A 26,292-nucleotide genomic window follows, 5' to 3' on the forward strand; every position below is an offset into this window, starting at 1 on the left:
GACCATGAAAATTGCATTTATTGGTTTAGGCAACATGGGCGGCTCCATGGCACAGAACTTACTCAAAGCCGGCCATCAGGTGTTTGGCTATGACTTGAGCGAGACCGCTTTAGCGCATTTTGCCCAGGCCGGTGGCGTGGTTTGCCAGAGTCCGCAAGATGCAGCCCAACAGGCCAATGTGGTGGTGACCATGCTGCCTGCGGCCCAGCATGTACGCACGGTGTACCTGGGTGAACAGGGTATTCTGAACGTGCTACCGGCTGGCAGTTTATGTATCGACAGCAGCACCATTGACCCGAAAACCATTCAGGACGTGGCGGCAGCTGCACAGGCTCGACAGATTCAGGTCTGTGATGCACCGGTGTCTGGTGGAACCTTAGGCGCCAAAGAAGGCACCTTGACCTTTATGGTTGGGGGCGATGCCGCCACATTTGAAGCAGTGAAGCCGGTACTGAGTGCGATGGGGAAAAATCTGGTGCATTGTGGTGCTATTGGCACCGGGCAGGTGGCAAAAATCTGTAATAACCTGATTCTGGGTATTTCCATGACGGCGGTCGCCGAAGGCATGGCACTGGGAGTAAAACTCGGGATTGATCCGCAAGCGCTGGCCGGAGTCATTAACAGCTCGTCTGGGCGTTGCTGGAGTTCTGAAGTTTATAATCCGTGGCCAGATATCTGTGCCAATGCGCCGGCATCGCGTGGCTATACCGATGGTTTTGCCGCACAACTGATGCTGAAAGATTTAGGTCTGGCGGTCGATGCTGCACATCAGGCGGAGCATCCGATTGTTCTGGGCAGTCTGGTGCAACAGCTGTATCAGCAACTGTGTCAGGAGGGTCATGCACATCTGGATTTCTCCAGCATCATGCATCATTACACCACGCCAACAGCGTAAAAAAATAGCAACATGATGGAGCAGGGACAGGCTACATCCATACACCTTGTCAGTAATAACGATAAATTCAGGCTGAGGTACACATGTTAAATTATCAAAAAACGGTTCAGGAATTTGATCTCAATACGGTTGCACGCCAGTATCTGTCTGGCACCATGCAGGCACTTAATGCCTGTTTTGAATGCTGCGACCGCCACGCCGGTTCAGATGCGATTGCCTTGTACTGGCATGGTAAAGATGGCCGCAAAGAGCAGTACAGCTTTGCCGAGCTAAAAAAATATGCCAGCCAGTTTGCCAACTTTTTAAAAGCGCAGGGTGTGCAAAAAGGCGACCGTGTTTCTGGCTTATTGCCACGCACTCCGGAACTGATCATTACCATTTTGGCCACCTGGCGGATTGGGGCAGTGTATCAGCCGCTGTTTACCGCCTTTGGTCCCAAAGCCATTGAACACCGTATTCAGCTGGCTCAAAGCAAGCTGGTGGTCACCGATTTGGCCAATCGCGATAAATTGGTGGATATTGCGAACTGTCCAGACATTGTGACCGTACATGCAGAGCGCCAGGCCGATACCTATCCGCAAGATTTCAATTTCTGGAGCGTATTGAAGGGTCAGGCCGAGCACTGTGAACTGGAAATGCTGACAATAGATGATCCATTTTTATTGATGTTTACTTCGGGCACTACCGGGCCGGCCAAACCGCTGAAAGTGCCACTAAAAGCCCTGATTGCATTTGGCGGCTATATGCAAAATGCTATTGGCCTGCAACCGGAAGATGCGTTCTGGAATATTGCAGATCCGGGCTGGGCGTATGGTCTGTACTATGCCATTACCGGGCCATTGCTACTGGGGCATTCGACCCTGTTTTATGAAGGTGGTTTTAATGCCGAAAGTGTCTGCGAAATTGTTCAGCAATATGGCATCACCAATCTGGCCGGTGCCCCGACGGCGTACCGGATGATGATGGCTGCCGATCAGGCACAGATGGCACAGCTACGTGGCAAATTACGCGTGGTCAGCAGTGCCGGCGAACCATTAAATCCAGAAGTAATCCGCTGGTTTGAACAGGTACTGGATGTGCCCATTTACGACCATTATGGCCAGACCGAAGTGGGGATGGTGGTGTGTAATCATCATGCCTTGGAGCATCCGGTGCGTTCAGGTTCAGCCGGCTTTGCCAGCCCGGGCTATACCATTGCCGTGGTTGATGAGCAGGGTCAGGCCTTAGCAGCAGATACTGCGGGCATTCTGGCGATTGATATCCGTCAATCACCAATGATGTGGTTTGGCGGTTATGAAGAAAGCCGTAAATCACCATTTGTTGGAGATTATTACTTAACTGGCGATACCGCCGAAATTCACGCCGATGGCAGCATGAGCTTTGTCGGACGTAGTGATGATGTCATTACAACGTCAGGCTATCGGGTTGGCCCATTTGATGTGGAAAGCGCCTTGCTGGAACATGATGCGGTGATTGAAGCCGCCGTGATTGGTGTACCGGATCCGGAGCGTACCGAAGTAATTAAAGCCTTTGTGGTGCTGGCCCAGCAGGTACAAGCCACGCAACAACTTGAAGAAGAACTGGGACAGTTTGTCAAAAAACGTCTGTCTGCACATGCCTATCCACGCCTGATTGAATTTGTGACTGAACTGCCGAAAACCCCAAGTGGCAAAATTCAGCGCTTTTTACTGCGTAATCAGGAAATCAGCAAATTACAGCAGGCCAAAACTGCATAAAACGCTAAAAAACGAAAACGCCAACAGATCAAGAAAGACATCTCAATAAGAAGATTAAGGGAAGCAGGTATGCAATTTACGGAAGAACAACAGCTGATTCAGGACATGGCCAAAAGTTTTGCCCAGGAGCAGATTAAACCGAATGCTGGTGAATGGGATGAAAAAGGCATTTTCCCGAAAGAGGCTTTGGCCCAAATGGGTGAACTGGGCTTTATGGGAATGCTGATTCCGGAAGAATGGGGCGGTTCAGGCACGGGAACGCTGGCCTATGTGCTAGCCCTAGAAGAAGTTGCCGCAGCCGATGGTGCGACATCGGCCATTATGAGCGTGCATAACTCAGTTGGCTGTGTGCCCATTCTCAAATTCGGCACCGAGCAGCAAAAGCAGCAATATTTAAAGCCACTGGCTCAAGGTCAAATGATTGGCGCTTTTGCCTTAACCGAACCACATACCGGCTCGGATGCTGCTGCTATTAAAACCCGCGCAGTTAAAGATGGCGATCATTATATTATTAATGGTGCCAAACAGTTTATTACCTCGGGCAACAATGCCGGCATGATTATTGTGTTTGCCGTAACTGATCCAAATGCGGGCAAAAAAGGTATGAGTGCCTTTTTAGTGCCACGTGATACGCCCGGTTATGAGGTCATCCGGGTGGAAAATAAACTGGGCTTACATGCTTCTGATACCTGTCAGATTGCCTTAACCGATGTACGCATTCATGAAAGTTTAAGGCTGGGCGCCGAAGGTGAAGGCCTAAAAATTGCCCTGGCCAATCTGGAAGGCGGCCGCATCGGGATTGCCGCACAGGCGGTAGGTCTGGCGCGCGCCGCTTTAGAAGAAGCCAGCCGCTATGCGCATGAGCGTGTGGCCTTTGGCAAACCGATTTTTGAACAGCAGGCCATTTCTTTCCGGCTGGCCAGCATGGCCACCGAAATTGAAGCAGCACGGCAGCTGGTGCATTTCGCGGCCCGTAAAAAAGAAGCTGGTGAAAGCTGTTTAACTGAAGCCTCCATGGCCAAACTGTTTGCCTCAGAAATGGCAGAACGGGTTTGTTCCAAAGCCTTACAGATTTTTGGCGGCTATGGCTATTTAAAAGATTTTCCAATCGAGCGTATTTATCGGGATGCGCGTATTTGCCAGATTTATGAAGGCACCAGCGACATTCAGCGTCTGGTGATTGCACGTAGTTTATAATTGAACAGGGAGATTGATCATGCAATGGGAAACAATTTTACTTGAACAGCGTAACGGGGTTGGACTGATAACCTTAAACCGCCCGAAAGCCTTAAATGCCCTGAACCATCAGCTGATTGCCGAAGTCAATCAGGCGCTGGACCGGCTGGAAAAAGACCCGGATATTGGCTGTATCGTGATTACCGGTTCAGAAAAAGCCTTTGCTGCCGGCGCCGATATTAAAGAAATGGCAGATCTCACATTTCCACAAATTTATCTGGATGATTTTTTCAGTCTGGCCGACCGCATCGCCCAGCGCCGTAAACCGTTAATTGCCGCAGTCAGTGGCTATGCCTTGGGCGGTGGCTGCGAACTGGCGCTCATGTGTGACTTTATTTACTGTGCTGATAATGCCAAATTTGGCCTGCCTGAAGTGACTTTGGGTGTATTGCCGGGCATTGGCGGTACCCAGCGTTTAACCCTGGCAATTGGTAAGGCCAAAGCCATGGAAATGTGTCTGACGGCCCGCCAGATGGGCGCGCAGGAAGCTGAACAAAGTGGACTGGTGGCACGGGTGTTTGCCAAAGAGGAATTGTTAGAGCAAACTCTGCAAGCCGCAGAAAAAATTGCCGAAAAATCCCTGCCAGCAGTGATGATGATTAAAGAATCCATCAACCGTGCTTTTGAAGTCAGTCTGGCCGAAGGCTTGCGTTTTGAGCGACGTATTTTCCATTCCATTTTTGCCGGTCAGGACCAGAAAGAAGGTATGCAGGCCTTTGTCGAAAAACGCCCGGCCCAATTTAGCCATCAATAAAAATCATAATAGGAAAAATAAATGAGTACGGACAATAATTTAGCCATTTGTGTGCAGGGTGGTCTAGGCATGATTAGCCTGGACCGGACCAGCCACTTAAATGCCTTAACCTTGCCGATGATTCAGGGTATTCAGGCACAACTGGAGCAATGGCGTGAGGATGCTGCGGTACAGGCCATCCTGATCAATTCTAACAGTCCGAAAGCCTTTTGCGCGGGCGGTGATATCCGTTATCTGTATGACAGCTATCAGGCCGGCAATACCCAATATCAGGATTTTTTTGCCACTGAATATCGCATGTTAAGCAACATCCGCAATTTTCCAAAAACCGTTATGGTGATGCTGGATGGCTATGTGCTGGGCGGCGGTTTTGGTCTGGCGCAAGCCTGTCATATCAAGATCAGCAGTGAAAAATCCCGCTTTGCCATGCCGGAAACTGCAATTGGCTTTTTCCCCGATGTCGGTGCCACCCATTTCCTGTCACGGCTGGATGATGTTGGTGTATATATGGCGCTGACCGGTGAGCAGATCAGCAGCAGCGATGCCTTGTATTTAGATTTAATTGACTATCATGTGCCGAGTGCGCGCTTTGCTGAATTAGAAGCAGCGTTAATTGCAGCGCCGCTACTCAACCCGATTGAAATCCGCAAAATCATCAGCAGCTTTATTACCCATCCGGCAGAAAGTGAATTGCAAAAGCGTATCGAGCAGATCAATGCCCATTTCTCTTATGCAACGCTGGATGATATTGAACACAGTCTGGCTCAGGCAGGTACCGGTCCAGATCAGGAATGGGCGCAGAAAATGCTGGCTATTTTGCAGCAGCGTCCAGTAATGGCCAAACAGGTCAGCTTAAAGCTGCAACAGGTCGGGCAAAACTTGTCGCTGGAAAAGTCAATGCAGCTGGAACGCAATTTACAGGATGTCTGGATGCAGCAAGGTGATTTTATTGAAGGTGTACGCGCTTTAATTGTCGATAAAGATAAAAATCCGCAATGGCAAACTGACAATACTGCTTTTGAAAAAGTGCTGGAAACTTTGTGGCCGGTCTGGAATACGCAGCCGCTGGAGCAGATTTCTTAAACAGCTAAACATTCAAATATCAATAAAAAACCCTCTTTCAAATTGAAAGAGGGTTTTGGTTTAGAGCATCTAAAATGGACGTTTAGCTCTGCATAATTCCGCTGACACCGGTCACAATCATATCAATGGCAATGGTCCCAATCAGCAAGGCAGCCAGACGCCCGACAATATCGACATACAAATCAATATAATTGGAATGTTTATGCTGCAAATGATCATGTGCATATTTCATTAAAATAAGCAGGCTACAGGTCAGAAACAGTGTCACAAAAATCACCAGCACCAGTTGCCACAGGTTTAGCTGAATTCCGGTAATGACCGCGGCGCTGATGGTTCCCGGGCCAATCATAAACGGCATGGCAATGGTGCCGGCCAAATGATGTGGCGCACCGCGCATCACCCCAATGGTATCGGCGCCTTCAAACACATAGCGATAACCAATCACCAGAAAAATAATCCCGCCAAAAATCTGGAAAGATTCAAAACGGACATGCAGGACATCATGAAAAAAGGCTTCACCGGTTTTGGCGAAAATAATAAACACCACAAAGCTGATTAAACTGCCCTGAATCAGGGCGCGATTAAACACTCGGGCCTCGGAATTACGGATAATGCCGAGCATATAAATACTCATTAAAAACGGGTTTAATAATGAGAAAAACAGTGCAAAGGCGTGAAGCGATTCAGACATCCTACAGATTCCTTATTGATCCGGGTCTGGAAAGAGCGGGCGCTTGCCTGGACTAATCCGGTTGATGTGCAAGAACATCAGATGGCGCTCGTATTTATCCAGAATGTCGTTAATGACCTGTTCTTTGCTGTAACCCACCAGATCATTGCCTTGCGAGCCTTCAAACAGATAGGTTTCCAGACGGTAATAGTATTTTTTGGTGCGTTTGCCACGCGAACTGAAGTTGGGCGTGTCATAACGGATTGGCCAGATCTGGTAAACAAAGTTTTCTTCTTCATCCAGCTGAATGGTTAAATCCAGATGTGACAGTTCCGGTTCATCATCCAGGGCTTTTTCCGCCAGATCGACCTGAATGCCTTTGTTGATGAATTCTGTGGCCACCGCCTGCATTGCCGGTTTACAGACCTCTTCCAGCATTTGCTGGGTTTGCGATAAATTGGCATGCAGCATTACCCGGCTGAGGCGTTTTTTCCAGTTAAAGATGTCGACATTGCCGACCACGGGTGCCGCATTCATGCTGGTACTGGCCTGACGGAAATCTTCCAGTCTTAATGACTTGTACAGACCCGCCATCACAAAGAAAATCACAAAGCTAAAAGGCAGCCCCATAATAATGGTGGTGTTTTGCAGTGCAGTCACGCCATTGGCCATCAGCATGGCCAAAGTCAGTAAACCAATCGCCAGTGCCCAGAAGACACTTAACCAGCGCGGCGAATCATGTTCAATATTGCTAAATTTGGTGGTGAAATTCCCCAGTACCAGTGCGCCTGAATCGGCAGAAGTCACATAAAACAGCAAACCGGTAATGGTAGCGACGCCGGCCAGAAATGGGAACCACGGATATTGAGCAAGCAGGTCATAGAAACCATGTGCCGGATTGGCCAATACGGTGGTGGCCAGCTGGGTATTGCCATCAAAAATTACGCTGTGCAGGGCGCTATTTCCAAAAATTGACAGCCAGGTCAGGGTAAACAGCAGGGGAATAATTAAGGTACCGGCCACAAATTCACGGATGGTTCGGCCACGGGAAATTCGCGCCAGGAACAGGCCGACAAATGGCGACCAGGCAATCCACCAGGCCCAGAAAAACAGGGTCCAGCTGTTCATCCATTCTTTCGGTTGCTGAAACGGAAAACTGGTTAAGGACAGTTGCGGGAACTGGCTAATATAGTCGCCAAAGTTCTGGATTAACGCTGCCAGTAAAAACTCGGTATTGCCCATCACCAGAATAAACAGCAACAGACCAATTGACACATAAATATTGACTTCAGACAGAATCCGGAGGCCTTTATTTACCCCAGAAGCCACTGAAATTGCAGTAATAATGACTGCAACGGCAATCAGCGCCGACTGGATCAGCAGGTTTTCTGGCACATCAAACAGTACATGCAGGCCGTAGTTGAGCTGAACCACACCAATCCCGCAGGTGGTGGCAATACCAAAAATGGTGCCCAAAACGGCCGCGGTATCAACACTATGTCCAATCCAGCCATTAACACGCTTGCCAAAAATCGGATAAAGCGCCGAGCGGATGGTTAGCGGCAGGTTATAACGATAACTAAAATAACCCAAAGCCACGCCAACCAAGGCATACATGCTCCAGCCAGTTAATCCATAGTGGAACAGGGTCCAGACCATTGACTGGCGCGCAGCCTCAAAAGTCTGGCCTTCGCCGACAGGCGGATTCATATAGTGAGACAGCGGTTCGGCCACCGAGAAGAACATCAGGTCAATCCCGATTCCGGCCGAGAACAGCATTGCCGACCAGCTCAGCAGGCTAAATTCCGGCTTGGAATGTTTGGGACCTAATTTGATATCGCCATAACGCGACAGGGCAATAAACAGTACAAAGACCAGATATAAGGTGGCCGCCAGCAGGTAATACCAGCTAAAGGTCCGGCTGACCCAGTTCAAGATATGGGTAATGAGCTGATTCGCCTGGTCATTAAATAAAATCGTAACCAGCGAAAACAGCAGGATGAGTGTTGCCGAAAGAAAAAAGACAACTTTGTTCAGACTATCGGTCGTCTGTTCAGTTTTCTTTTGCATAAATCTGTGACCATATTTTTTTAATTCGGATCTACAGCGCAGTGTGTTTTGGCTTAACCAGACTATAGGCATGGCTCTCATTACAAACATTTGCAAATGAAAAACAAACTGAGCTGTACATCAGGAAGCAGACGGGACTATAATTTATTTTAATTGAACGTTCAATTAAAATAACGTTTTTTATATGTTACTTTGCCTTGTGCATGATTTTTATTAGTCAGGTCGATCTTATGCCTAAAGTTGGTATGCAACCGATTCGTCGTCAACAGCTAATTGATGCCACCTTATCTGCCATTAATGAACTGGGTTTTGCTGAAGCATCTATCAGCCAGATTGCCCAGCGGGCAGGTGTGTCTACAGGCATCATCAGTCATTATTTTCAGGGCAAGCATGGCCTGATTGAAGCGACCATGCGTTATTTGCTGCAACAGCTGGGCGATGCCATTTCTGCCAGTTTAAACGCCGCAGAAAACACCCCGGAGCAGCGCCTGATTGCGATTGTGCGTGCCAATTTCTCGGCCGAACAGACCGATAAAGCCGCCATGAAAACCTGGCTGGCATTCTGGGCCAACAGTATGCATCAACCTGACTTGCACCGTTTGCAGCAGGTCAACCATTATCGCCTGCATTCCAATATCAAGCATGAGTTTGCCAAACAGCTGGACCGCGAGCAGGCTGAACGCGCCGCGCAGGGTCTGGCCGCACTGATTGACGGTTTCTGGTTACGCGGTTCCTTAATGACCACTGAACTGGATGCAGATTTACCTATTCAGATTTGTGCCGACTATATCCGTCAGCAACTCAATATTCACTAAATTACGAGGAGAACCGATTGATGCAATTCAATACACAACGACCTTATATTCACGGTCAGTTTGTCGATGCTTCATCCTCTGAAACATTCCAAAGTATTAATCCGGCCAATGCTGAGGTGTTGGCCACCATTCAGGCATGTAACCAGGCCGATGTTGATCGGGCAGTACAGTCTGCCAAACAGGGACAAAAAGTCTGGGCAGCCATGACCACCATGCAGCGTTCACGCATTTTAAATCAGGCCGTAGCCATTTTACGGGCACGCAATGATGAGCTGGCAGAAATTGAAAGCCTGGACAGTGGCAAGCCTTTAAGTGAAACCCGGAGCGTCGATATTGTGACCGGGGCAGATGTGCTGGAATATTATGCCAGCATTTTACCAGCGCTCGAAGGCCAGCAAATTCCATTAAGAGAAAGTTCTTTTATTTATACCCGCCGTGAACCGCTGGGTGTGGTGGCCGGTATTGGCGCCTGGAATTATCCAATCCAGATTGCGTTATGGAAATCTGCACCGGCCTTGGCCGCAGGCAATGCCATGGTGTTTAAAGCCAGTGAAATTACCCCACTTACCGCGTTAAAACTGGCCGAAATTTATAGTGAAGCCGGAGTACCAGACGGCGTCTTTAATGTGGTGACCGGTGGTGGCGATGTGGGTAGTTACTTAACTGAGCATCCAGAGATTGCCAAAGTATCCTTTACCGGCGGTGTGAGTACCGGTAAAAAAGTAATGGCACAGGCAGCGGCGTCCAGCTTAAAAGAAATCACCATGGAACTTGGTGGAAAATCACCGTTAATTATCTGTGAAGATGCCAATCTGGATCTGGCTGCCGATATCGCCATGATGGCCAATTTCTACAGCTCTGGACAGGTGTGTACCAATGGAACCCGGGTGTTTATTCCTGCTGCTTTAAAAACTGCTTTTGAAGAAAAGATTCTGCAGCGCATTCCTTATGTGCGGATGGGGCAGCCTTTAGACCCGAACACCAATTTCGGACCACTGTCCAGCTTTGCCCATATGGAAAAAGTATTGCATTACATTGAGCTGGGCAAGCAACATGGCGCCCGTCTGTTAACAGGTGGACAGCGCGCAGCGGCAGCTGAATTTGCGCACGGGGCTTTTGTTGAACCCACGGTATTTACCGACTGTCATGATGAAATGCGCATTGTTCAGGAAGAAATTTTTGGCCCGGTTATGAGCATCTTAAGCTATGACAGCGAAGATGAAGTGATCCGCAGAGCCAATGCCACCACCTATGGTCTGGCTGCCGGTGTGGTCAGTCCAGATTTAAGCCGGGCCCATCGCATTATTCATCAGATTGAAGCAGGGATTTGCTGGCTGAATACCTGGGGCGAATCTCCGGCAGAAATGCCGGTTGGTGGCTATAAACAGTCCGGTGTTGGCCGTGAAAATGGTCTGGTGACCTTACAGCACTATACCCAGACCAAATCGGTTCAGGTAGAGCTAAGTCCTTTCCAGTCTGTATTTTCAGCTTAAGGGAGGATTATGCTGCATGAACTATGACTATATTATTATTGGCGCAGGTTCTGCCGGGAATGTGCTGGCGGCTCGATTAACCGAAGATCCAGAAACGACGGTGTTGCTCCTGGAAGCAGGTGGGCCGGACTACCGGCTGGATTTTCGTACCCAGATGCCTGCCGCGCTGGCTTATCCCTTACAGGGCCGGCGTTATAACTGGGCCTATCTGACCGATCCGGAACCGTATATGAATAATCGCCGCATGGAATGTGGTCGCGGTAAAGGCTTGGGCGGGTCCTCCCTGATTAACGGCATGTGTTATATCCGCGGCAATGCGATGGATCTGGAACAATGGGCCAGTTTGAAAGGACTGGAACATTGGAGCTATGCCGACTGCCTGCCTTATTATAAAAAGGCCGAAACCCGTGATATTGGCGGCAATGACTATCATGGCGACAGTGGTCCGGTACAGGTCGCCACCCCGAAAGCCGGAAATAACGAGCTGTTTCATGCCATGGTCGATGCTGCGGTGCAGGCCGGCTATCCACGTACCGATGATTTAAATGGCTATCAGCAGGAAGGATTTGGCCCGATGGACCGTACCGTAACCCCACAGGGACGCCGTTCCAGCACAGCGCGTGGTTATCTGGATATGGCCAGACAGCGCCCGAATTTAACCATTCGCACCCATGCCATGACCAATAAAATTCTATTTAATGGCAAGCAGGCTATAGGCGTCGAATATTTTCAGGGACAAAGTACCGCGCAGCCACTCCAAGTCTTTGCTGAAAAAGAAGTGTTGCTCTGTGGGGGTGCCATTGCTTCCCCGCAAATTCTGCAGCGTTCCGGTGTCGGTAATGCCCAGCATCTAAAAAGCCTGGAGATTCCGGTGGTTCATGATTTACCGGGCGTGGGCGAAAACCTGCAAGATCATCTGGAAATGTATTTACAGTATCAGTGCAAAAAACCGGTCAGCTTATATCCCGCCTTAAAATGGTATAACCAGCCAAAAATTGGCGCAGAATGGCTGTTTTTAGGTCAGGGTGTGGGTGCCAGTAACCAGTTTGAAGCCGGTGGCTTTATCCGCACCTCCGATGAGTTTGCCTGGCCGAATATCCAGTATCACTTTTTACCGGTCGCCATTAACTACAATGGCAGTAATGCCATTCAGCAGCATGGTTTTCAGGCGCATGTTGGTTCTATGCGCTCTCCATCTCGTGGGCGGGTCAAACTGCGCTCCAAAGATCCGTTTCAGCATCCAAGTATCCTGTTCAATTATATGAGTACCGAACAGGACTGGCGCGAGTTTCGTGATGCCATCCGCATTACCCGGGACATCATGCATCAACCGGCTTTAGATGCCTATCGCGGCGAAGAAATCAGCCCGGGCAAACAGGTACAAAGCGATGCCGAGCTGGACGAATTTATCCGTAACCACGCTGAAACTGCGTTCCATCCATCTTGCAGCTGCAAAATGGGTGAAGATAATATGGCGGTGGTCGATGGCTACGGGCGGGTACATGGGCTGCAAAACCTGCGAGTGATTGATGCTTCCATCATGCCGCTGATTATTACCGGCAACCTGAATGCCACCACCATTATGATGGCCGAAAAACTGGCCGATCATATTCGCGCCAAACCGGCGCTGGCCAAATCTACGGCGCCATTTTACCGGGCCAATACGCCAGTCCGGTCAATCTAGCCGCAACAGAACGCTTTGATCTCTTAGATCATTTTGATGTGCATTTTTATACACATCCTTTTTTTCTTAGTTAAAACCACATACCCAACCATCCGCACAGCTCACGGTCGGATGGTTGGCTGGGATTTTTTACATTCAATCAGGTTAAATTTTAAAACAATGATTCCATTTACAAGAACGGTGGTCGCCGCCGGATGTCTGTCATGTATCAGCATGTCCAGCTGGGCCAATGATGCATCCTCTTCCTCTATTGATGTGTCTGGTCAGCTGACCGCAGTATCCAAATATGTGTCGCGCGGTCTGACCAATGCACCAGAAAATGAAGACCTGGCTTTGCAGGCCTCTTTAACCCTGGGCTATGGAAATTTTTACGCTGCTTATTGGGGCAGTACACTGGGTTATTCATACCGCGATTTACAGCAAGGCCGGCAATACAGCACCGATAAAATGGAACATGATTTTATTGTCGGGCATGTGTCAGATTTTAAAGGCCTCACTTGGGATCTGTGGAATGCGACCTATTATTATCCGGGTGGGGACAGTACCACCTCCAATGAACTGGGCCTGCGTGTCAGCAAAAACCTGAATGAGCAAGCTACACTAACCTTCGGCGTGTCGACCTATTTATATGATGTGGTGTATATGAATCAGGGCGATACCTATGTCAGCCTGAACTATGCCCATCAGCTCAGCGACAAATTAACTGGAAATCTGGCCGTTGCCGGTTCCTATTTTAATGACTCCGGCAAATATGAAGGTCAGGAATTTTTAGATACCCAGACCGATACCGCTTTTCGTTTTGCCTCGGTCGGACTGGATTATGCAGTTGCGCCGAATGTGAATGTCTTTTCCGACTTCATTCTGGGTGGCTATGACCGCAGTAAAATCAAACAGAAAAATCAGGCGGTTTGGGGCTTAAGATATAGCTTCTAATCTAGTCCCCAAGCATCAACCCTTTAATTGAGCGTAGACGAGGGCTGCTCCGGCCGAATGCGAATGCTTAAACCCTGAGGAAGGTTCAGGCTTAAATCCATCTGGTAGTGATGATGTTGGAGCAGCGCTTTCACCAAAGCCAGCCCTAAACCATGACCCTGTTGCTGGGCAGATTTACGCCAGAAGCGCCGGGTCATCTGGGTCAGTTCAGCGCCAGTCAGCCCCTGACCATCATCTTGTACCAGCAGTTGCTGATTATGCATGGTAATTGCAATTCGGCTTAAGCCTTGGGCATGTAGCAGGGCATTTTCCAGCAGATTTTTCAGAATCGTCTGCAAGCTCAGCGGTGGTAGTTGCAGGGTCTGCAGACTTTCCCAATCGACCTGCAATACGCTATTTAAATGCGGATAAACCGGACTTAATTCCTCTATCACTTGTCTTAAAACCGGCGCGACTTCGGTGGTATCTGAATCTGGGGCAGCTTGCGCAGCGTCATGATCGGTCTGGCTCAGTAATAACAATTGTTCCAGCAACTGCTGATAGCGCCAGATACTGTTTTCGGCCTGTTTCAGGTTTTCAATCAGCTTGCTGGCCTGCGCCGGATTTTGCTCGACCATCATCCGGCTGAGTTGTACATGGGTTTTAATTGCAGTTAAAGGACTACGCAGTTCATGCGCGGCATAGGCGGTAAACAGTTTTTCATTTTCCAGACTATGGTGCAGGTTCTGAATCAGCTGATTGGAATTATCGACAAAAGGCTGGACTTCTTTGGGAATTTTACGCGCATCTAGATGTTGCAGATAATGCGCCGCATCTGACAGCGAATGCTGTTTATCTGCCAGTTGCTGGGCCATATCATCTAAAGGGCGGAATTCTTTACGCAGAATATGAATCACCAGCGCCATACAGATCAGTAGCGATAACACCAGCGGAATCAGCACCGATTGCAGAATCTGTTGCAATAAAGAGGCTCTAAGCACCAGCCGTTCTGCGGCCACCACCTGAATATCACCTTTACGCAGCACATAACTGCGCCATTCCACACCATTTTCCTGCCAGGTACTAAAGCCCGGTTGCTGTCCGGTTAGCTGCGCCGGCGCACCGCGGGTGCGAGCCACCACATACGGCCCCAAGGTAATATCCGAGCTAAACACCGACACCTCACAGGCAATCAGGTTTTGCGCATGATACTGTTCGGCCACCTGTTTTAAGGAATCGGGATTAATTTCCTGGAGCGGCAAATGCTGAATCAGCCGCGCCACCATTTGTGCAGAAGCAAACAGGCGCTGATCCAGCGTATCTTGCAGCCGCTGCTGCAAATCATAATACAGCCAGCAAAACACCAGACTCCACAGGCTAAGAAACACCACCATAAACATGCTAACCAGCCGCCATTTTAAACTGTAGTTCTGCATGTTCAGCTCTCGGTTTCCGGCACTTTAAACATATAACCCACACCACGAATGGTCTGAATCAGCTGCGGCTCTAGTTTCTGACGTAAATGATAAATATGCACATTCAGCGCATTACTCTCGATACTGTCCTGATAGCCATACAGTTTATCGAGCAGCTGTTCATTTTTTAAAATCTGGTTGGGATGGCTCATCAGGGTTTCCAGCAGGCTGTATTCACGCCGTGACAGAGTCACCGGCTGCTGCTGGAACGTCACTTCCTGGGTATCGCGGTTTAACAGCAAATCACCCAGTTGCAACAGGTTGGAAGAAAAACCACGATTACGCCGTGCCAGCGCATGTATACGGGCAATCAGCTCATCCAGTTCAAAGGGTTTGGTCAGGTAGTCATCGGCCCCCAGATTTAAGGCTTCTACACATTGCCGGGTTTGGTGTCGGGCGGTTAAAACCAGTACCGGCAGATGAATTTCATCCTGGCGCCACTGCTGCAGTAGTTCCAGACCGTCCTGATCAGGCAGGCCCAAATCCAGCAGGCACAGGTCGACCGCACTTTGCCGGATAAAATAATCAGCAGCGCGTGCAGTGGCCACATGCTCGACTGAAATATTTAAATAGTCCAGCGCTGAACAGATACTTTGGGCAATATAAGGATCATCTTCGACCAGAACCACAAACATAGTTACTCTCCACCTGAAATCCTATTTTATAAATAATGAGCTATGTTAATGTTCTCTTAATTTAATCTTTTTAATAATGAATCGGGTTTTCTACAGAAAAATGGACGTCATGATTACGCGTGTAAGTGCTTTGCTTGTGGTTCTTTGTGCATTCTGGCCAATCTGGTCACAGGCGCAGGAGTTCTTGCCCCCCGATCAGGCGTTTCAGTTTCAGGCGCGTTCTATTAGCGATGATCAGGCGGAACTGCGCTGGACCATCGCCGAGGATTATTATTTATATCATGATCAGCTACAGGTGCGTAGCGATGCTGGTGCGCTAAAATTACAGCTGCCGGTCCCGGAAGATAAGAACGATCCGACCTTTGGCCAGACCAAGGTGCATTATCATCAGGTCAAGACTACAATTAAGGTCGCGCCAAACCAGCAATTTAAAATTCAGTGGCAGGGCTGTGCCGAAAGCGGTTTATGTTATCCGGTGCAACGCGCCACCATTCAGACCGATGCGCAAGGCTTGTTGCCCCAGTCAGATGCACCTTCAAGCGAACGGCGTTTATTAAGCGCTGCCAAACCGGTCGCGCTGGATGCACCGGCTAAAATTGAAGCAGCACCAAGTAAGCCTGAAAAAACAGCGCTGATAACTGCACCAGCTGTAGTAGAAGCAAATGTAATTGAAGATGAAGCGATTGCCGCAGTAGAGAATACAGAGCTGACAAAAATCACTGATGCTGTCGCGGCTTCAGAAATTTCAGTCGTAGCGTCCAATCCGGTGCCGGCCAGTGAAATCGCAGGCGAAACACAAACGACAGCAGCCGCGTCATTACAATCTGAATGGAACAATGACCAGTATTTTTTCAATTTACTCTCGGAACATCATTTATTTTTTAATCTGCTGATTTTTTTAGGTTTTGGTATTTTACTGGCCTTTTTACCTTGTTCTTTGCCACTGATTCCAATTTTGTCTGGCATTCTGGTACAGCGTCATCGTGGTTATCGTGCTGCGTTGATTGCGCTGGCTTTTGTACTGGGTATGGCCGCAGTGTATGCGGTGATGGGACTGGCGGTTGCACAACTGGGCTATAGTTTCCAGCGCTGGTTCCAAAGCCCGATCTTTATTGGCATCTTTGCAGTGCTGTTTATTTTATTTGCCTTGAACCTGTTTGGGGTGTATCAGCTCTCCTTACCACAGGGTTTATTGCAACGACTGGACCGATGGCAGCAAAAACAGCAGGGCGGTACGCTGGTGGGTGCTGCGTTAATGGGGATGATTTCCGCGCTGATTGTAGGTCCGTGTATGAGTGCGCCTTTGGCCGGTGCCTTGCTGTTTGTATCGCAACTGGATCAGCCGGTACTTGGCGCGACCTATCTGTTTGTACTGGGTCTGGGCCTCGGGATTCCTTTATTTATTGCCGCCGTATTTGGCGCCAAATATTTACCGAAACCGGGTTTATGGATGGACCGGCTAAAATTCAGTTTCGGCTTTTTAATGCTGGCGCTGGCGGTTTATTTCGCCCGTCCATTGCTGCCGACCGTGGCCTATTTCCTGTTGATGGGCATTATTTTTCTAGCACTGGCGATTTACTGCTTCGATTTAATCCGCAGACATCTGCAAGGTAAAATCTCGCGTGTTGGCGTTATTGTGCTGGCGCTGGCCATGATCGGCATTGGTATTTGGCATATTCAACATGGCCTTCAGCAGATGGGTGCGGTCCATGCCCAAAAAACACTCAGCTGGCAAAAGGTGCATACCCAGCAGGAACTGGCACAGCTGCTACAGCAGAACAGTGGACGCAGTATCGTGATTGATGTCTATGCCGACTGGTGTGTGGCCTGTCAGCCGGTAGAAAATGAAGTCCTGCCACGTACCGATGTACAGGCAGCCTTGCAGGATGTGGTGCGGATTAAACTGGATTTAACCGAGTATCATCCATCTCAAGATGCATTACTGCGTGACTGGCAGATTCTTGGCCCACCGACCATGATTTTCCTGGACAGCCAGCAGCAGGAACAGCGTACTTTACGTTTAACCGGCACCTTTAGCGCGACCCAACTTATTCAGCGCTTGCAGCAACTTCAGCAGGCAAACACGCCATGATGGTTTCTGCAACGGCGCTGCATATAGGCCCACTGATGTTGCCGTGGCAGATGGTGCTGCTGCTCACCGGATTAGTGCTGGTGTATGGGGCAGGGCGATATTTCAGACACAAACAGCAATGGCCTGAACCTAGCTGGCGCATCTTTAGTGACAGCTTGTGGACATCATTCTGGGTGGGGTTAATTGCCGCACGACTGGTTTTTGTGCTGATGCATGCCGATCTTTATCTGGCGACACCACTGGATATAATCAAAATTCAGGACAAAGGCTTTCATTTTTATGGCGGATTGATTGCCGGCATTGGGTGGTTTTTATGGAAAAACCGGTCATTGGCCAATCTGCCTAAAGCGATATTGATCGCGCTATTTGTTGCGATCCAGCTTTGTCTGAACTGGGGTATTCAATCAGTCTTGCCACAGCAGAATCAGTATCCTGACCTGCAATTTCAAAATTTACAGCAGCAACAGGTGCCGCTACAGCACTGGGTTGGCAAACCGACCGTCATCAACCTGTGGGCCAGCTGGTGTCCGCCGTGTCACCGGGAAATGCCGGTTTTACATCAGGCCCAGCAGGCTTATCCGGACATTCATTTTGTAATGCTGAATCAGGGCGAAACGACTGACACGGTACAGGATTATCTGCGTCAGCATGGTTTTAATTTCCAGCATGTCCTATTTGATCCTCAAGGTGACATGGCCACCCAGATGAATATGTACGGCTTGCCAAGCACCTTGTTCTTTAATGCGCAAGGACAGCTCGTGCATCGGCATATGGGAGAACTGACCCAGCCGATGCTGCGTCGCTATATCAACGATCTTTCTGCTCCATCTTCAAAATAACAGGAAATTCTTATGAAAATGATCTATCCCGCTGCGTTGTTCCTGCTGCTGTTAAATACAACAGCATTTGCCCAAACTGATCTGAAAAAACAGATTGAGCAGGAAGGCTTTAAATTTATCAAGCAGATTGAAGCGCCAGAGCAAATGACCGGATGGGCCGGGCATATGCAGCAAAGTCCGGCGACCGTGTTTATTTCCAATGACCAGAAATATTACATTATTGGCGATTTGCACAATGCCAAGGGTGAGAACCTGACCATCAAAGCGCTTGAAACCCATGTTAAAGACGCCGTGCTGGATGATGTCTGGAAAAGTCTGGAGAACTCCACCTGGATTCAGGATGGACAAAAAGATGCGCCGCGGATTGTATATGTATTTTCAGACCCGAATTGTCCGTATTGCCATACCTTCTGGCAAAAGGCACGTCCGTGGGTGAAGGCGGGGAAGGTACAGCTTAGACATATTCAGGTGGCAGTCATTCGTGATGAGAGTCGCGGGCAAGTGGCGACCATGCTGATGGCTAAAAATCCGCAGCAGGTGTTTACCAGTTACAATGCCAACAAAGGGCAAAACAAGTTAAAAATTACCAAGAATATCCCTGCTGATATTGCTGCAAAAATAGATGCCAATCAGGAACTGATGGCTAAATATGGTTTCTTTGCCACGCCGTCAATGGTGTGGAAAAACCAGCAAGGCGAGTTTAAGTCCGCCCAAGGGATGACGGAGGATTTAAGAGAGATTTTTGAGAAGTAAAAGGTTCATGAACAATGGCAGATGTTGTTTAGGTTATCACCTGTGGCTTAAAAATTCTCCCCTTGCGGAATGCTGTTCCTCACCTCTTTAATAAATAGGAGGTAGAGGAGATTAGATATAAAAAAGACCGTCGCTAAGGGCGATTTTTGATCATAACTTGCTAATAATGACAATTGTCGCTATTATGTATTTAATACAGCCGCCACGCTTAGTTCTTCTTTTGAAGTCCGCGCAACCTTGGCGGTTTTTTATGCCTCGATTTTAGTGAATTATGTTAAAACCTTATAAATAAAAAGCCTTTATCATATGCTGAGCAAGTGCATCATCTACAGTCTAAAGGATTGAGTATTCATAATGTTGCTTGGGCTGAAGGAATATTGGCAAAATATGGTTATTATCGCTTAAGTGCATATTGGTATCCTTACCGAATAAGGTCAGGAAATAATGTCTTAGATCGATTCAAGCCGGGCACTTCGTTTGAAAAAATTGTGCAATTATATGAATTTTATACTGAATTACGATTACAAATATTCGGTGCTATCGAAATTATAGAAACGTTTTTACGAACGAAATTAACGTATTATCTCGGTCAGAGATATGGTGCATTTGGTATATACAACGCACAAAATTTTTATCCCAAATTTAACCATAGAAAATTTTTAGAAACATGCAACAAAGAAGTTGAACGCTCTAAAGATACGTTCATCCAGCATTTTCAACAAAATTATGATGATTTTCCTCAAATCCCAATTTGGATGCTGACAGAAGTTTTAAGTTTTGGTTCATTGTCATTTTTATATAGTGGTTTAATAAATAATAAGGCTAACAATAAAGAAGATAAGAAAGCAATCGCACAGCATTTTTCTTTGCATCATGAAAAATTAGCTGAATGGTTGCATATATTGACCTATGTAAGAAATATTTGTGCCCATCATGGACGGTTATGGAATAAAGAATTAGCTATTAAATCTAAAGCCGACAAAGATCCAAATTGGCAATCACCGATTACACCGACGAATAAACGTATCTTCTATGTACTCTTAATCTTAAAAACCTTGCTAAGACCGACAGGATTTGATTCAGAGTGGTGCTATCAATTGAATAAACTCTTAAAACCTATTGTGAAAGATGAAAATTGGCGTGTTGCGATGGGTTTTCCTGATAATTGGGAAGAACATCCTATTTGGAGCTTATGAAATATGGTAAAAAAAATACCAGAATTTTTAGAAGGTCGTAGCCCTGATCGTCAAAATCGCATTTTGGAAAATACAAAAATAATCTTAAAAGATTGTGTTATGGATGAGGTTTATTTATTACAACTAGCAGAAAAAGCGAAAAGTGAAGAAACTATCAGGATAACTTTAGCTGACTTAAGAGTTCGAGTTCACAAAAACCGCACTTAAAAGTTTGATAAGCTGAAACCGCGTATCGCTTAGTCTATCAAGTCATTGACGCCAAAATTGTGGTGCTTGTCTTAGACGTTGACCGCCGTGACACCATTTATAAAAAGATGTAAAAAAGACCGCTATATTGCGGTCTTTTTAGTATTTAGACTTTTATAATTTCACCAACTCCACCCGACGGTTTTTCGCCTTACCATCTTCAGTCGCATTATCTGCAACAGGCTGAGTATCCCCAAAACCTTTGGCTGTCAGACGATTTGTATCAATGCCTGCTTTGGTTAGAGCAGTTACCACAGCTTGCGCACGTTGCTCAGACAATTTTAAATTATGCGCCGCATCGCCTGTATTATCAGTATGTCCGTAAATGCCAAGTTTTAAATCATCGTTATCTTTCAGTAAAGCAATAATCTGATCTATTTGTTCTTGTGAGTCTGGCAAAATATCGGCTTGATCTGTGGCAAAGTTAATTTGCACACTCACTTTACTGTTCTGATCCAGACTTTGTTTCAGTGCACTCGACGTCAGTGCTTTGGCAGTGATATTTAAGGGCTGACTTTCCGCTACCATTAAACCCATATAGTGACCAGATTGCGCCAAATGGAACCAAATATTTTTATCCGCTTGTCGAATCACATACGTTTGCGCAGGGTAATTATAAATATCAGCCAAACCTGAACCATGTTGCACCCGAATGGCATCAGGCAGACTGTTGGCAAGCTCTTTGGGGATTTGACTATTGGCAACTTCTACACCGCCAAGCTGTTTAATTACCGCATCAAGATTACGCTGTATTTCTAAATAACTGCCTTCTTTATAATCTGATTCAGCGCTAATACCCGAACTAAACAGTTTTCCTTCAACCCAGTGAAAGTCATGTCCTGTCCAAAACGGCACACGTTCAAACTTTCGATTTTCATCATTCTGATAGCGATAACCCTGTGGTAACTCAATATAAGGAAACTCGCCAAGCACTGCGGTCGAAATGGGGATGTTATTCAGATCAAAATCTGAGCTGGCTTTGGCAGTTTCATTTGAATCTGATGTGATTTCAGAAGTACTGACTTCAGTTTCAGCCTGATCAGAAGTGGGTTTGGCACAGCCATACAGTGTCAGTACACAACCTAAACTTAGGCCTAAGATTGTTTTTTGAAAAGTCATCGGATATTTCCTTATTTTACTGATCTTAATATTCTGCTTGTATTTTAAGCAGTATAGCTGAGCCGGTTTAAATTTTCATTTTTTATAGAGGCTGAGCGTCGCTAAGTCGCCTCTCAAGAAGATAGGGCTACAGAAGATCACTGCATCTATTCGTTTAATAGGAAGGTAAATCACTGATCATTTACAAGCTAAACCCCTTGATTTTTCCTCATCTTCAACTGAGCCAAATTCATGTTGATGCTTTTATAGACATTTTTATATAAGCGCCGTTTGACCTAAACAGACCAGATCCAAATATTTAGGCGAGCCAATTTTTTATTCCATCAAGAAGCTCATTCTCTTCAACAAAATGTGAAGATATTTAGCTACAATAAAAATTATAAATAATTGTTTTTATTAAAATTAAAAAAATCTATTTTGATTCTAAATCTAGCTTTTTGGCCTTTTTCCAGCAAGAAAAATTGGACTCGATTGATGACTCATAGGGCAGTCTATTTTTCTATATTTTCGCCTTAAATAACGCTATTCAAATCAAAACATGAATTTAATTCACTATTAACTTAGATTAAATCATTTTTATTCATCTTAGGGTTCACGTATAACTAAAACCAGAAAGACATTCAGATTTTTATTTTTAGATATTTAAAGCGGTGGAACAGATGAGTCAACAGTTTGCATGTTCAATTAAACGTATTCGTTTTGATGAAAACTATCAACCAGCGGACAGTACCCGTTTAACAACCAACTTTGCCAATCTGGCGCGTGGCGAAAGCCGTGAACAGAACCTGCGTAACACGCTGCGCATGATCAATAACCGTTTTAATGCCTTGGCACATTGGGATAATCCGAAGGGTGACCGTTATTCACTGGAAATTGATATTGTGTCTGCAGATCTTGATGTCGAAGGCAATGGTAACGCCTTTCCAGCCATTGAAATGCTGAAATCGACGATTGTTGATCATCGTACCAATCAGCGTATTGAAGGCATGATCGGAAACAGTTTTTCATCGTATGTACGTGATTATGACTTTAGCGTGCTTTTATTGTCCCAAGGCCATAAAGCCGGGGAAATGCCTGACAACTTTGGTGATTTGCACGGCAAGCTGTATCAGTACGTGGTGAATTCCGAGGCGTTCCAGTCACAGTTTAATAAACAGCCGGTGATCTGCCTGAGCGTATCGACCACCAAAACCTATTATCGTACCGCCAATATTCATCCGGTGTTAGGGGTTGAATATCAGCAAAATGAATACTCAAGAACAGATCATTATTTCGCAAAAATGGGGTTAACTGTTCGCTATTTTAAACCGGAAAATAGTGCTGCACCTTTGGCGTTCTATTTTAGCGGTGATTTATTGGCGGATTATACCGATCTTGAATTAATCAGCGCGATTAGCACCATGGAAAGCTTCCAGAAGATTTATCGTCCTGAAATTTATAATGCCAACTCGACTGCAGGTCAGGTCTATCAACCTAGTCTTGAGTACCCGGATTATTCCTTAACGCAAATTGTCTATGACCGTGTCGAGCGTAGCCAGCTGGCCGTAAAACAGGGCAAATGGACAGAAGAACACTTTATTAAACCGTATCAGCACATTCTGGAACAGTGGGCTGCCAGCTACGCCGTAGCAACCAACGCTGCTTAATTCAACGTATAGAGATAGAAGATTAAAGATGAGCATTTTACTCCCAACCTCAACCGCAGGCAGCTTACCGAAACCATCCTGGCTGGCAGAACCGGAAAAACTCTGGTCGCCATGGAAACTTGAAGGCGATGCACTGCGTGAAGCCAAACAGGATGCCTTGAGCCTGTCACTGCATGAACAGTTACTGGCCGGAATTGATATTGTCAGCGATGGTGAGCAGACCCGTCAGCATTTTGTCACCACCTTTATTGAACATCTCGAAGGTGTGGATTTTGAAAAACGGGAAACGGTGCGTATTCGTAACCGTTATGATGCCAGCGTACCTTCGGTGATCGGTGAGGTGGCCCGGAAACAGCCAGTGTTTGTGAAAGATGCCAAGTTTTTACGCAGCCAGACCACTCAGCCAATTAAATGGGCTTTGCCGGGTCCAATGACCATGATCGATACCCTGTACGATGGTCATTACAAAAGCCGTGAAAAACTGGCCTGGGAATTTGCCAAAATCCTGAATCAGGAGGCAAGGGAACTCGAAGCGGCTGGGGTCGATATTATCCAGTTTGATGAACCTGCTTTTAACGTGTTCTTTGATGAAGTCAATGACTGGGGCGTGGCCACACTGGAACGCGCACTGGAAGGACTGAAATGCGAAACCGCCGTGCATATCTGTTATGGCTATGGCATTAAAGCCAATACCGACTGGAAAAAAACCTTAGGCTCTGAATGGCGACAATATGAAGCCGTATTCCCGAAATTGCAACAATCCAAAATTGATATTGTATCGCTGGAATGCCAGAACTCGCGCGTACCGATGGACCTGATTGAGCTGATCCGTGGCAAAAAAGTCATGGTTGGCGCTATTGATGTGGCCACCAACCAGATTGAAACCGCAGAAGAAGTGGCCAATACCTTGCGTAAGGCCTTGCAATTTGTCGATGCCGACAAGCTTTATCCATCGACCAACTGTGGTATGACGCCGTTATCACGTCAGGTGGCGCAAGGTAAACTGCGTGCTTTAAGCGCTGGCGCCGATATTGTGCGTCAAGAATTGAGTGCTTAACGCGCAGGTACATCATGTGGCAGAGCTGATGGGAATGGATGGAAAACATCTGGCCCATCCGCTTAACAACCATTTCAAGCATAACCCAAGAAAATGAAGGAATCCGGTGATGATTGAAGCAGCAGACTTTAGAAATGCCATGTCTTTGCTCAGCAGCGCGGTCAATGTGGTGACCACGGCTGGGGCATCTGGTGTGCATGGATTTACCGCATCTGCCGTGTGTAGTGTAACCGATACACCACCGACCTTATTGGTTTGCATGAATCAGACCTCACGTTCACACGCCCATTTTATTGAAAATAAAGTCTTGAGCGTGAATGTGCTAGGCGCGCAGCATCAGCAGATCTCCAATGTCTTTGCTTCCAAAATGAAGTCTGAAGAGCGCTTTCAATATGGAACCTGGACCGAACTGGAAACCGGTGCACCGGTGTTAACAGATGCCTTGACCAGCTTTGATTGCGAGATTGAGCAGATTCAGCAGGTGGGTACGCATAGCATTTTTATGTGCCGTGTGCTGGCCATTCAGCACAGTCAGCAAGAACATGGTCTGGTGTATTTTAATCGTGCCTATCATCAGGTTGGTGAGCTGGAACTTGCTTAAGGCGCCTTGTCTTTAATTTCAAATTATTCAGTCAGTATTTCGTGGAAATTATCATTTTTTTAATTATCGGGGCATGCGCAGGTTTTGCCGCTGGGCTGTTTGGGGTCGGTGGCGGAACAATCATTGTACCACTGTTATATATCGTGTTTATGCAGATGGGTTATAGTCCGGATGTGATTATGCATTTGGCTTTAGGTACATCGCTAGCAACTATTGTGATCACCTCTATCAGTTCATTGATGGCGCACCATAAGAACGAGGCAGTGCTGTGGCCAGTCTTTAGACATCTAGCTCCGCCTATGGCCATTGGATGCTTTTTCGGTGCAGGGATTGCCGGTTTAATTTCGGGCTTACATTTGCAGATTGTGGTAGGAATCTTTCTGATCTGGGTGGCGTATACCATGTTTACAGGTAGCAAAAAGCCGGCAGAGCAGGGGCGAACCTTGCCCTCAACCGGTCAACAAATCGCTGCAGGTTCGGGAATTGGTTTTGCTTCAGCCATCTTTGGGATTGGCGGTGGCAGCTTGACCGTACCGTATCTCAACCGTTATGGCGTGGTCATGCAACAGGCAGTAGGCACATCTGCAGCCTGTGGTTTCCCCATTGCAGTTGCCGGTGCTTTGGGATTTATGATTTTTGGGATGCAGGCGCAGGTGAATGTGCCCAATACTATTGGCTTTGTTCATATTTATGCTTTTCTTGGTATTAGCATTATGAGTTTCTTTACTGCCAAACTTGGGGCGAAAACAGCACATGCATTATCGCCACAAATCCTGAAAAAATGTTTCGCCGTGTTATTGGTGATTGTGGGCTGTTTCTTTCTGGTTAAGGGTTTGAGTTAAGCTGAAGGCAATTGGAAGATAACGAATACGCTCATAATAGTGGTTTGATTATAGAGCGTATGCTTCTTAGCAGATTCATGATCTAAATAATTATCTTTAGAAGGAGCTTCCTGTTCAATTTGGATTACTTGATTTACTTAGAAGAAGTCGGTTTCCTCAATTAAAAAATAGAACAATAAATATTAGGGTCTGTTGACATTTACTGTGCAAAAAAAATAGCGAGAAAGTAGAATTTAATCGCCAAACCAAATCTACTCCTCGCTATGCCTCGTACAATGTTGACTGATCAACACTGGTCTAAGTTAGAAAACATTTACCGTAATTTTCGTATTTATCTCAAACAAAATCTTCGAAATTTTATTGAAGCTATTCTTTATAGAATCCGTACAGGCTGCCCGTGGCGGGATTTACCTGCTGCCTTCGGAAAGCCAAACTCCATATTC

The 26,292-nt window shown here is 46.8% G+C and carries 24 protein-coding genes; 19 read left to right on the forward strand and 5 right to left on the reverse strand.

The annotated features are described in order from the left end of the window. The first annotated feature begins 4 nt into the window (after window positions 1-4). The 5 genes from mmsB to FTT89_RS13380 all read left to right on the forward strand — a co-directional run bounded on the left by mmsB (window position 5) and on the right by FTT89_RS13380 (window position 5,704). Window positions 5-895 (forward strand): 3-hydroxyisobutyrate dehydrogenase, encoded by an 891-nt coding sequence (gene mmsB, locus FTT89_RS13360; protein WP_104470211.1) that lies wholly within the window; start codon window positions 5-7, stop codon window positions 893-895. 83 nt (window positions 896-978) lie between these two features. Next, window positions 979-2,631, forward strand: coding sequence for an AMP-binding protein (locus FTT89_RS13365; RefSeq protein ID WP_180134246.1), 1,653 nt, complete (start codon window positions 979-981; stop codon window positions 2,629-2,631). 69 nt (window positions 2,632-2,700) lie between these two features. Further along, on the forward strand, window positions 2,701-3,828 hold the full coding sequence (locus FTT89_RS13370; RefSeq protein WP_104470213.1) for an acyl-CoA dehydrogenase family protein: 1,128 nt from the start codon (window positions 2,701-2,703) through the stop codon (window positions 3,826-3,828). Window positions 3,829-3,847: 19 nt separating this feature from the next. Further along, a complete protein-coding gene (locus FTT89_RS13375) occupies window positions 3,848-4,621 on the forward strand; it encodes an enoyl-CoA hydratase (RefSeq protein WP_168389937.1) in 774 nt (257 codons plus the stop codon). A gap of 21 nt (window positions 4,622-4,642) precedes the next feature. After that, on the forward strand, window positions 4,643-5,704 hold the full coding sequence (locus FTT89_RS13380) for an enoyl-CoA hydratase/isomerase family protein (protein WP_168526016.1): 1,062 nt from the start codon (window positions 4,643-4,645) through the stop codon (window positions 5,702-5,704). An 82-nt stretch (window positions 5,705-5,786) separates the two neighbouring features. Here the strand turns inward: FTT89_RS13380 and FTT89_RS13385 are convergent, their stop codons facing one another. Further along, window positions 5,787-6,395 carry a MarC family protein gene (locus FTT89_RS13385; RefSeq protein ID WP_045795652.1) on the reverse strand — a complete coding sequence of 203 codons (609 nt, stop codon included), beginning with the start codon at window positions 6,393-6,395 and terminating at the stop codon, window positions 5,787-5,789. 12 nt (window positions 6,396-6,407) lie between these two features. Further along, window positions 6,408-8,444 carry a choline transporter gene (locus FTT89_RS13390; protein ID WP_180134245.1) on the reverse strand — a complete coding sequence of 679 codons (2,037 nt, stop codon included), beginning with the start codon at window positions 8,442-8,444 and terminating at the stop codon, window positions 6,408-6,410. Between the two features lie 230 nt (window positions 8,445-8,674). On the opposite strand from FTT89_RS13390, the gene betI reads away from it, so the two are divergent. From betI to FTT89_RS13410, 4 genes are all read left to right on the forward strand, one after another. Then, on the forward strand, window positions 8,675-9,259 hold the full coding sequence (gene betI / locus FTT89_RS13395; protein WP_034597681.1) for a transcriptional regulator BetI: 585 nt from the start codon (window positions 8,675-8,677) through the stop codon (window positions 9,257-9,259). A gap of 17 nt (window positions 9,260-9,276) precedes the next feature. Further along, a complete protein-coding gene (gene betB / locus FTT89_RS13400; RefSeq protein WP_180134244.1) occupies window positions 9,277-10,752 on the forward strand; it encodes a betaine-aldehyde dehydrogenase in 1,476 nt (491 codons plus the stop codon). Between the two features lie 16 nt (window positions 10,753-10,768). After that, a complete protein-coding gene (gene betA, locus FTT89_RS13405; protein WP_180134243.1) occupies window positions 10,769-12,436 on the forward strand; it encodes a choline dehydrogenase in 1,668 nt (555 codons plus the stop codon). A 159-nt stretch (window positions 12,437-12,595) separates the two neighbouring features. Further along, window positions 12,596-13,369 carry a hypothetical protein gene (locus FTT89_RS13410; protein WP_152342388.1) on the forward strand — a complete coding sequence of 258 codons (774 nt, stop codon included), beginning with the start codon at window positions 12,596-12,598 and terminating at the stop codon, window positions 13,367-13,369. A 23-nt stretch (window positions 13,370-13,392) separates the two neighbouring features. Here the strand turns inward: FTT89_RS13410 and FTT89_RS13415 are convergent, their stop codons facing one another. Then, entirely contained in the window at window positions 13,393-14,784 is a 1,392-nt protein-coding gene (locus FTT89_RS13415) for an ATP-binding protein (RefSeq protein ID WP_180108619.1), read from the reverse strand. A gap of 2 nt (window positions 14,785-14,786) precedes the next feature. After that, a complete protein-coding gene (locus FTT89_RS13420) occupies window positions 14,787-15,458 on the reverse strand; it encodes a response regulator transcription factor (protein WP_104470221.1) in 672 nt (223 codons plus the stop codon). A gap of 109 nt (window positions 15,459-15,567) precedes the next feature. Here FTT89_RS13420 and dsbD point away from each other — a divergent pair, with 109 nt between their 5' ends. From dsbD to FTT89_RS13445, 5 genes are all read left to right on the forward strand, one after another. Then, window positions 15,568-17,550, forward strand: a complete 1,983-nt coding sequence (gene dsbD / locus FTT89_RS13425; protein ID WP_180006505.1) for a protein-disulfide reductase DsbD — start codon at window positions 15,568-15,570, stop codon at window positions 17,548-17,550. Next, window positions 17,547-18,389, forward strand: coding sequence for a TlpA disulfide reductase family protein (locus FTT89_RS13430; protein WP_180006506.1), 843 nt, complete (start codon window positions 17,547-17,549; stop codon window positions 18,387-18,389). The genes dsbD and FTT89_RS13430 overlap by 4 nt, the downstream gene beginning before the upstream one ends. A gap of 12 nt (window positions 18,390-18,401) precedes the next feature. Beyond that, window positions 18,402-19,142: a thiol:disulfide interchange protein DsbG gene (dsbG, locus tag FTT89_RS13435; RefSeq protein WP_163145815.1), complete on the forward strand. Its 741-nt coding sequence runs from the start codon at window positions 18,402-18,404 to the stop codon at window positions 19,140-19,142. Between the two features lie 341 nt (window positions 19,143-19,483). Beyond that, window positions 19,484-20,338 carry an Abi family protein gene (locus FTT89_RS13440; protein WP_218944996.1) on the forward strand — a complete coding sequence of 285 codons (855 nt, stop codon included), beginning with the start codon at window positions 19,484-19,486 and terminating at the stop codon, window positions 20,336-20,338. Between the two features lie 3 nt (window positions 20,339-20,341). Beyond that, complete coding sequence (locus FTT89_RS13445; protein ID WP_127801575.1) at window positions 20,342-20,545, forward strand: hypothetical protein; 204 nt, start codon at window positions 20,342-20,344, stop codon at window positions 20,543-20,545. Between the two features lie 153 nt (window positions 20,546-20,698). On the opposite strand, the gene FTT89_RS13450 is transcribed toward FTT89_RS13445, so the two are convergent. Continuing rightward, window positions 20,699-21,703: an OmpA family protein gene (locus tag FTT89_RS13450; RefSeq protein WP_180006508.1), complete on the reverse strand. Its 1,005-nt coding sequence runs from the start codon at window positions 21,701-21,703 to the stop codon at window positions 20,699-20,701. 659 nt (window positions 21,704-22,362) lie between these two features. Here FTT89_RS13450 and FTT89_RS13455 point away from each other — a divergent pair. From FTT89_RS13455 to FTT89_RS13475, 5 genes are all read left to right on the forward strand, one after another. After that, window positions 22,363-23,349: a DUF1852 domain-containing protein gene (locus FTT89_RS13455; RefSeq protein WP_016658148.1), complete on the forward strand. Its 987-nt coding sequence runs from the start codon at window positions 22,363-22,365 to the stop codon at window positions 23,347-23,349. Window positions 23,350-23,377: 28 nt separating this feature from the next. Continuing rightward, complete coding sequence (locus FTT89_RS13460; RefSeq protein ID WP_180172882.1) at window positions 23,378-24,406, forward strand: methionine synthase; 1,029 nt, start codon at window positions 23,378-23,380, stop codon at window positions 24,404-24,406. Between the two features lie 109 nt (window positions 24,407-24,515). Continuing rightward, on the forward strand, window positions 24,516-25,007 hold the full coding sequence (locus FTT89_RS13465) for a flavin reductase (protein WP_160232475.1): 492 nt from the start codon (window positions 24,516-24,518) through the stop codon (window positions 25,005-25,007). A gap of 41 nt (window positions 25,008-25,048) precedes the next feature. Then, window positions 25,049-25,849, forward strand: coding sequence for a sulfite exporter TauE/SafE family protein (locus FTT89_RS13470; RefSeq protein ID WP_180172883.1), 801 nt, complete (start codon window positions 25,049-25,051; stop codon window positions 25,847-25,849). Window positions 25,850-26,112: 263 nt separating this feature from the next. Next, window positions 26,113-26,292: transposase (locus tag FTT89_RS13475; RefSeq protein WP_180172884.1), on the forward strand; the 180-nt coding region annotated here is incomplete at its 3' end.

It is taken from the genome of Acinetobacter sp. YH01025, assembly GCF_013420185.1.
GTDB classification, from domain to species: domain Bacteria; phylum Pseudomonadota; class Gammaproteobacteria; order Pseudomonadales; family Moraxellaceae; genus Acinetobacter; species Acinetobacter indicus.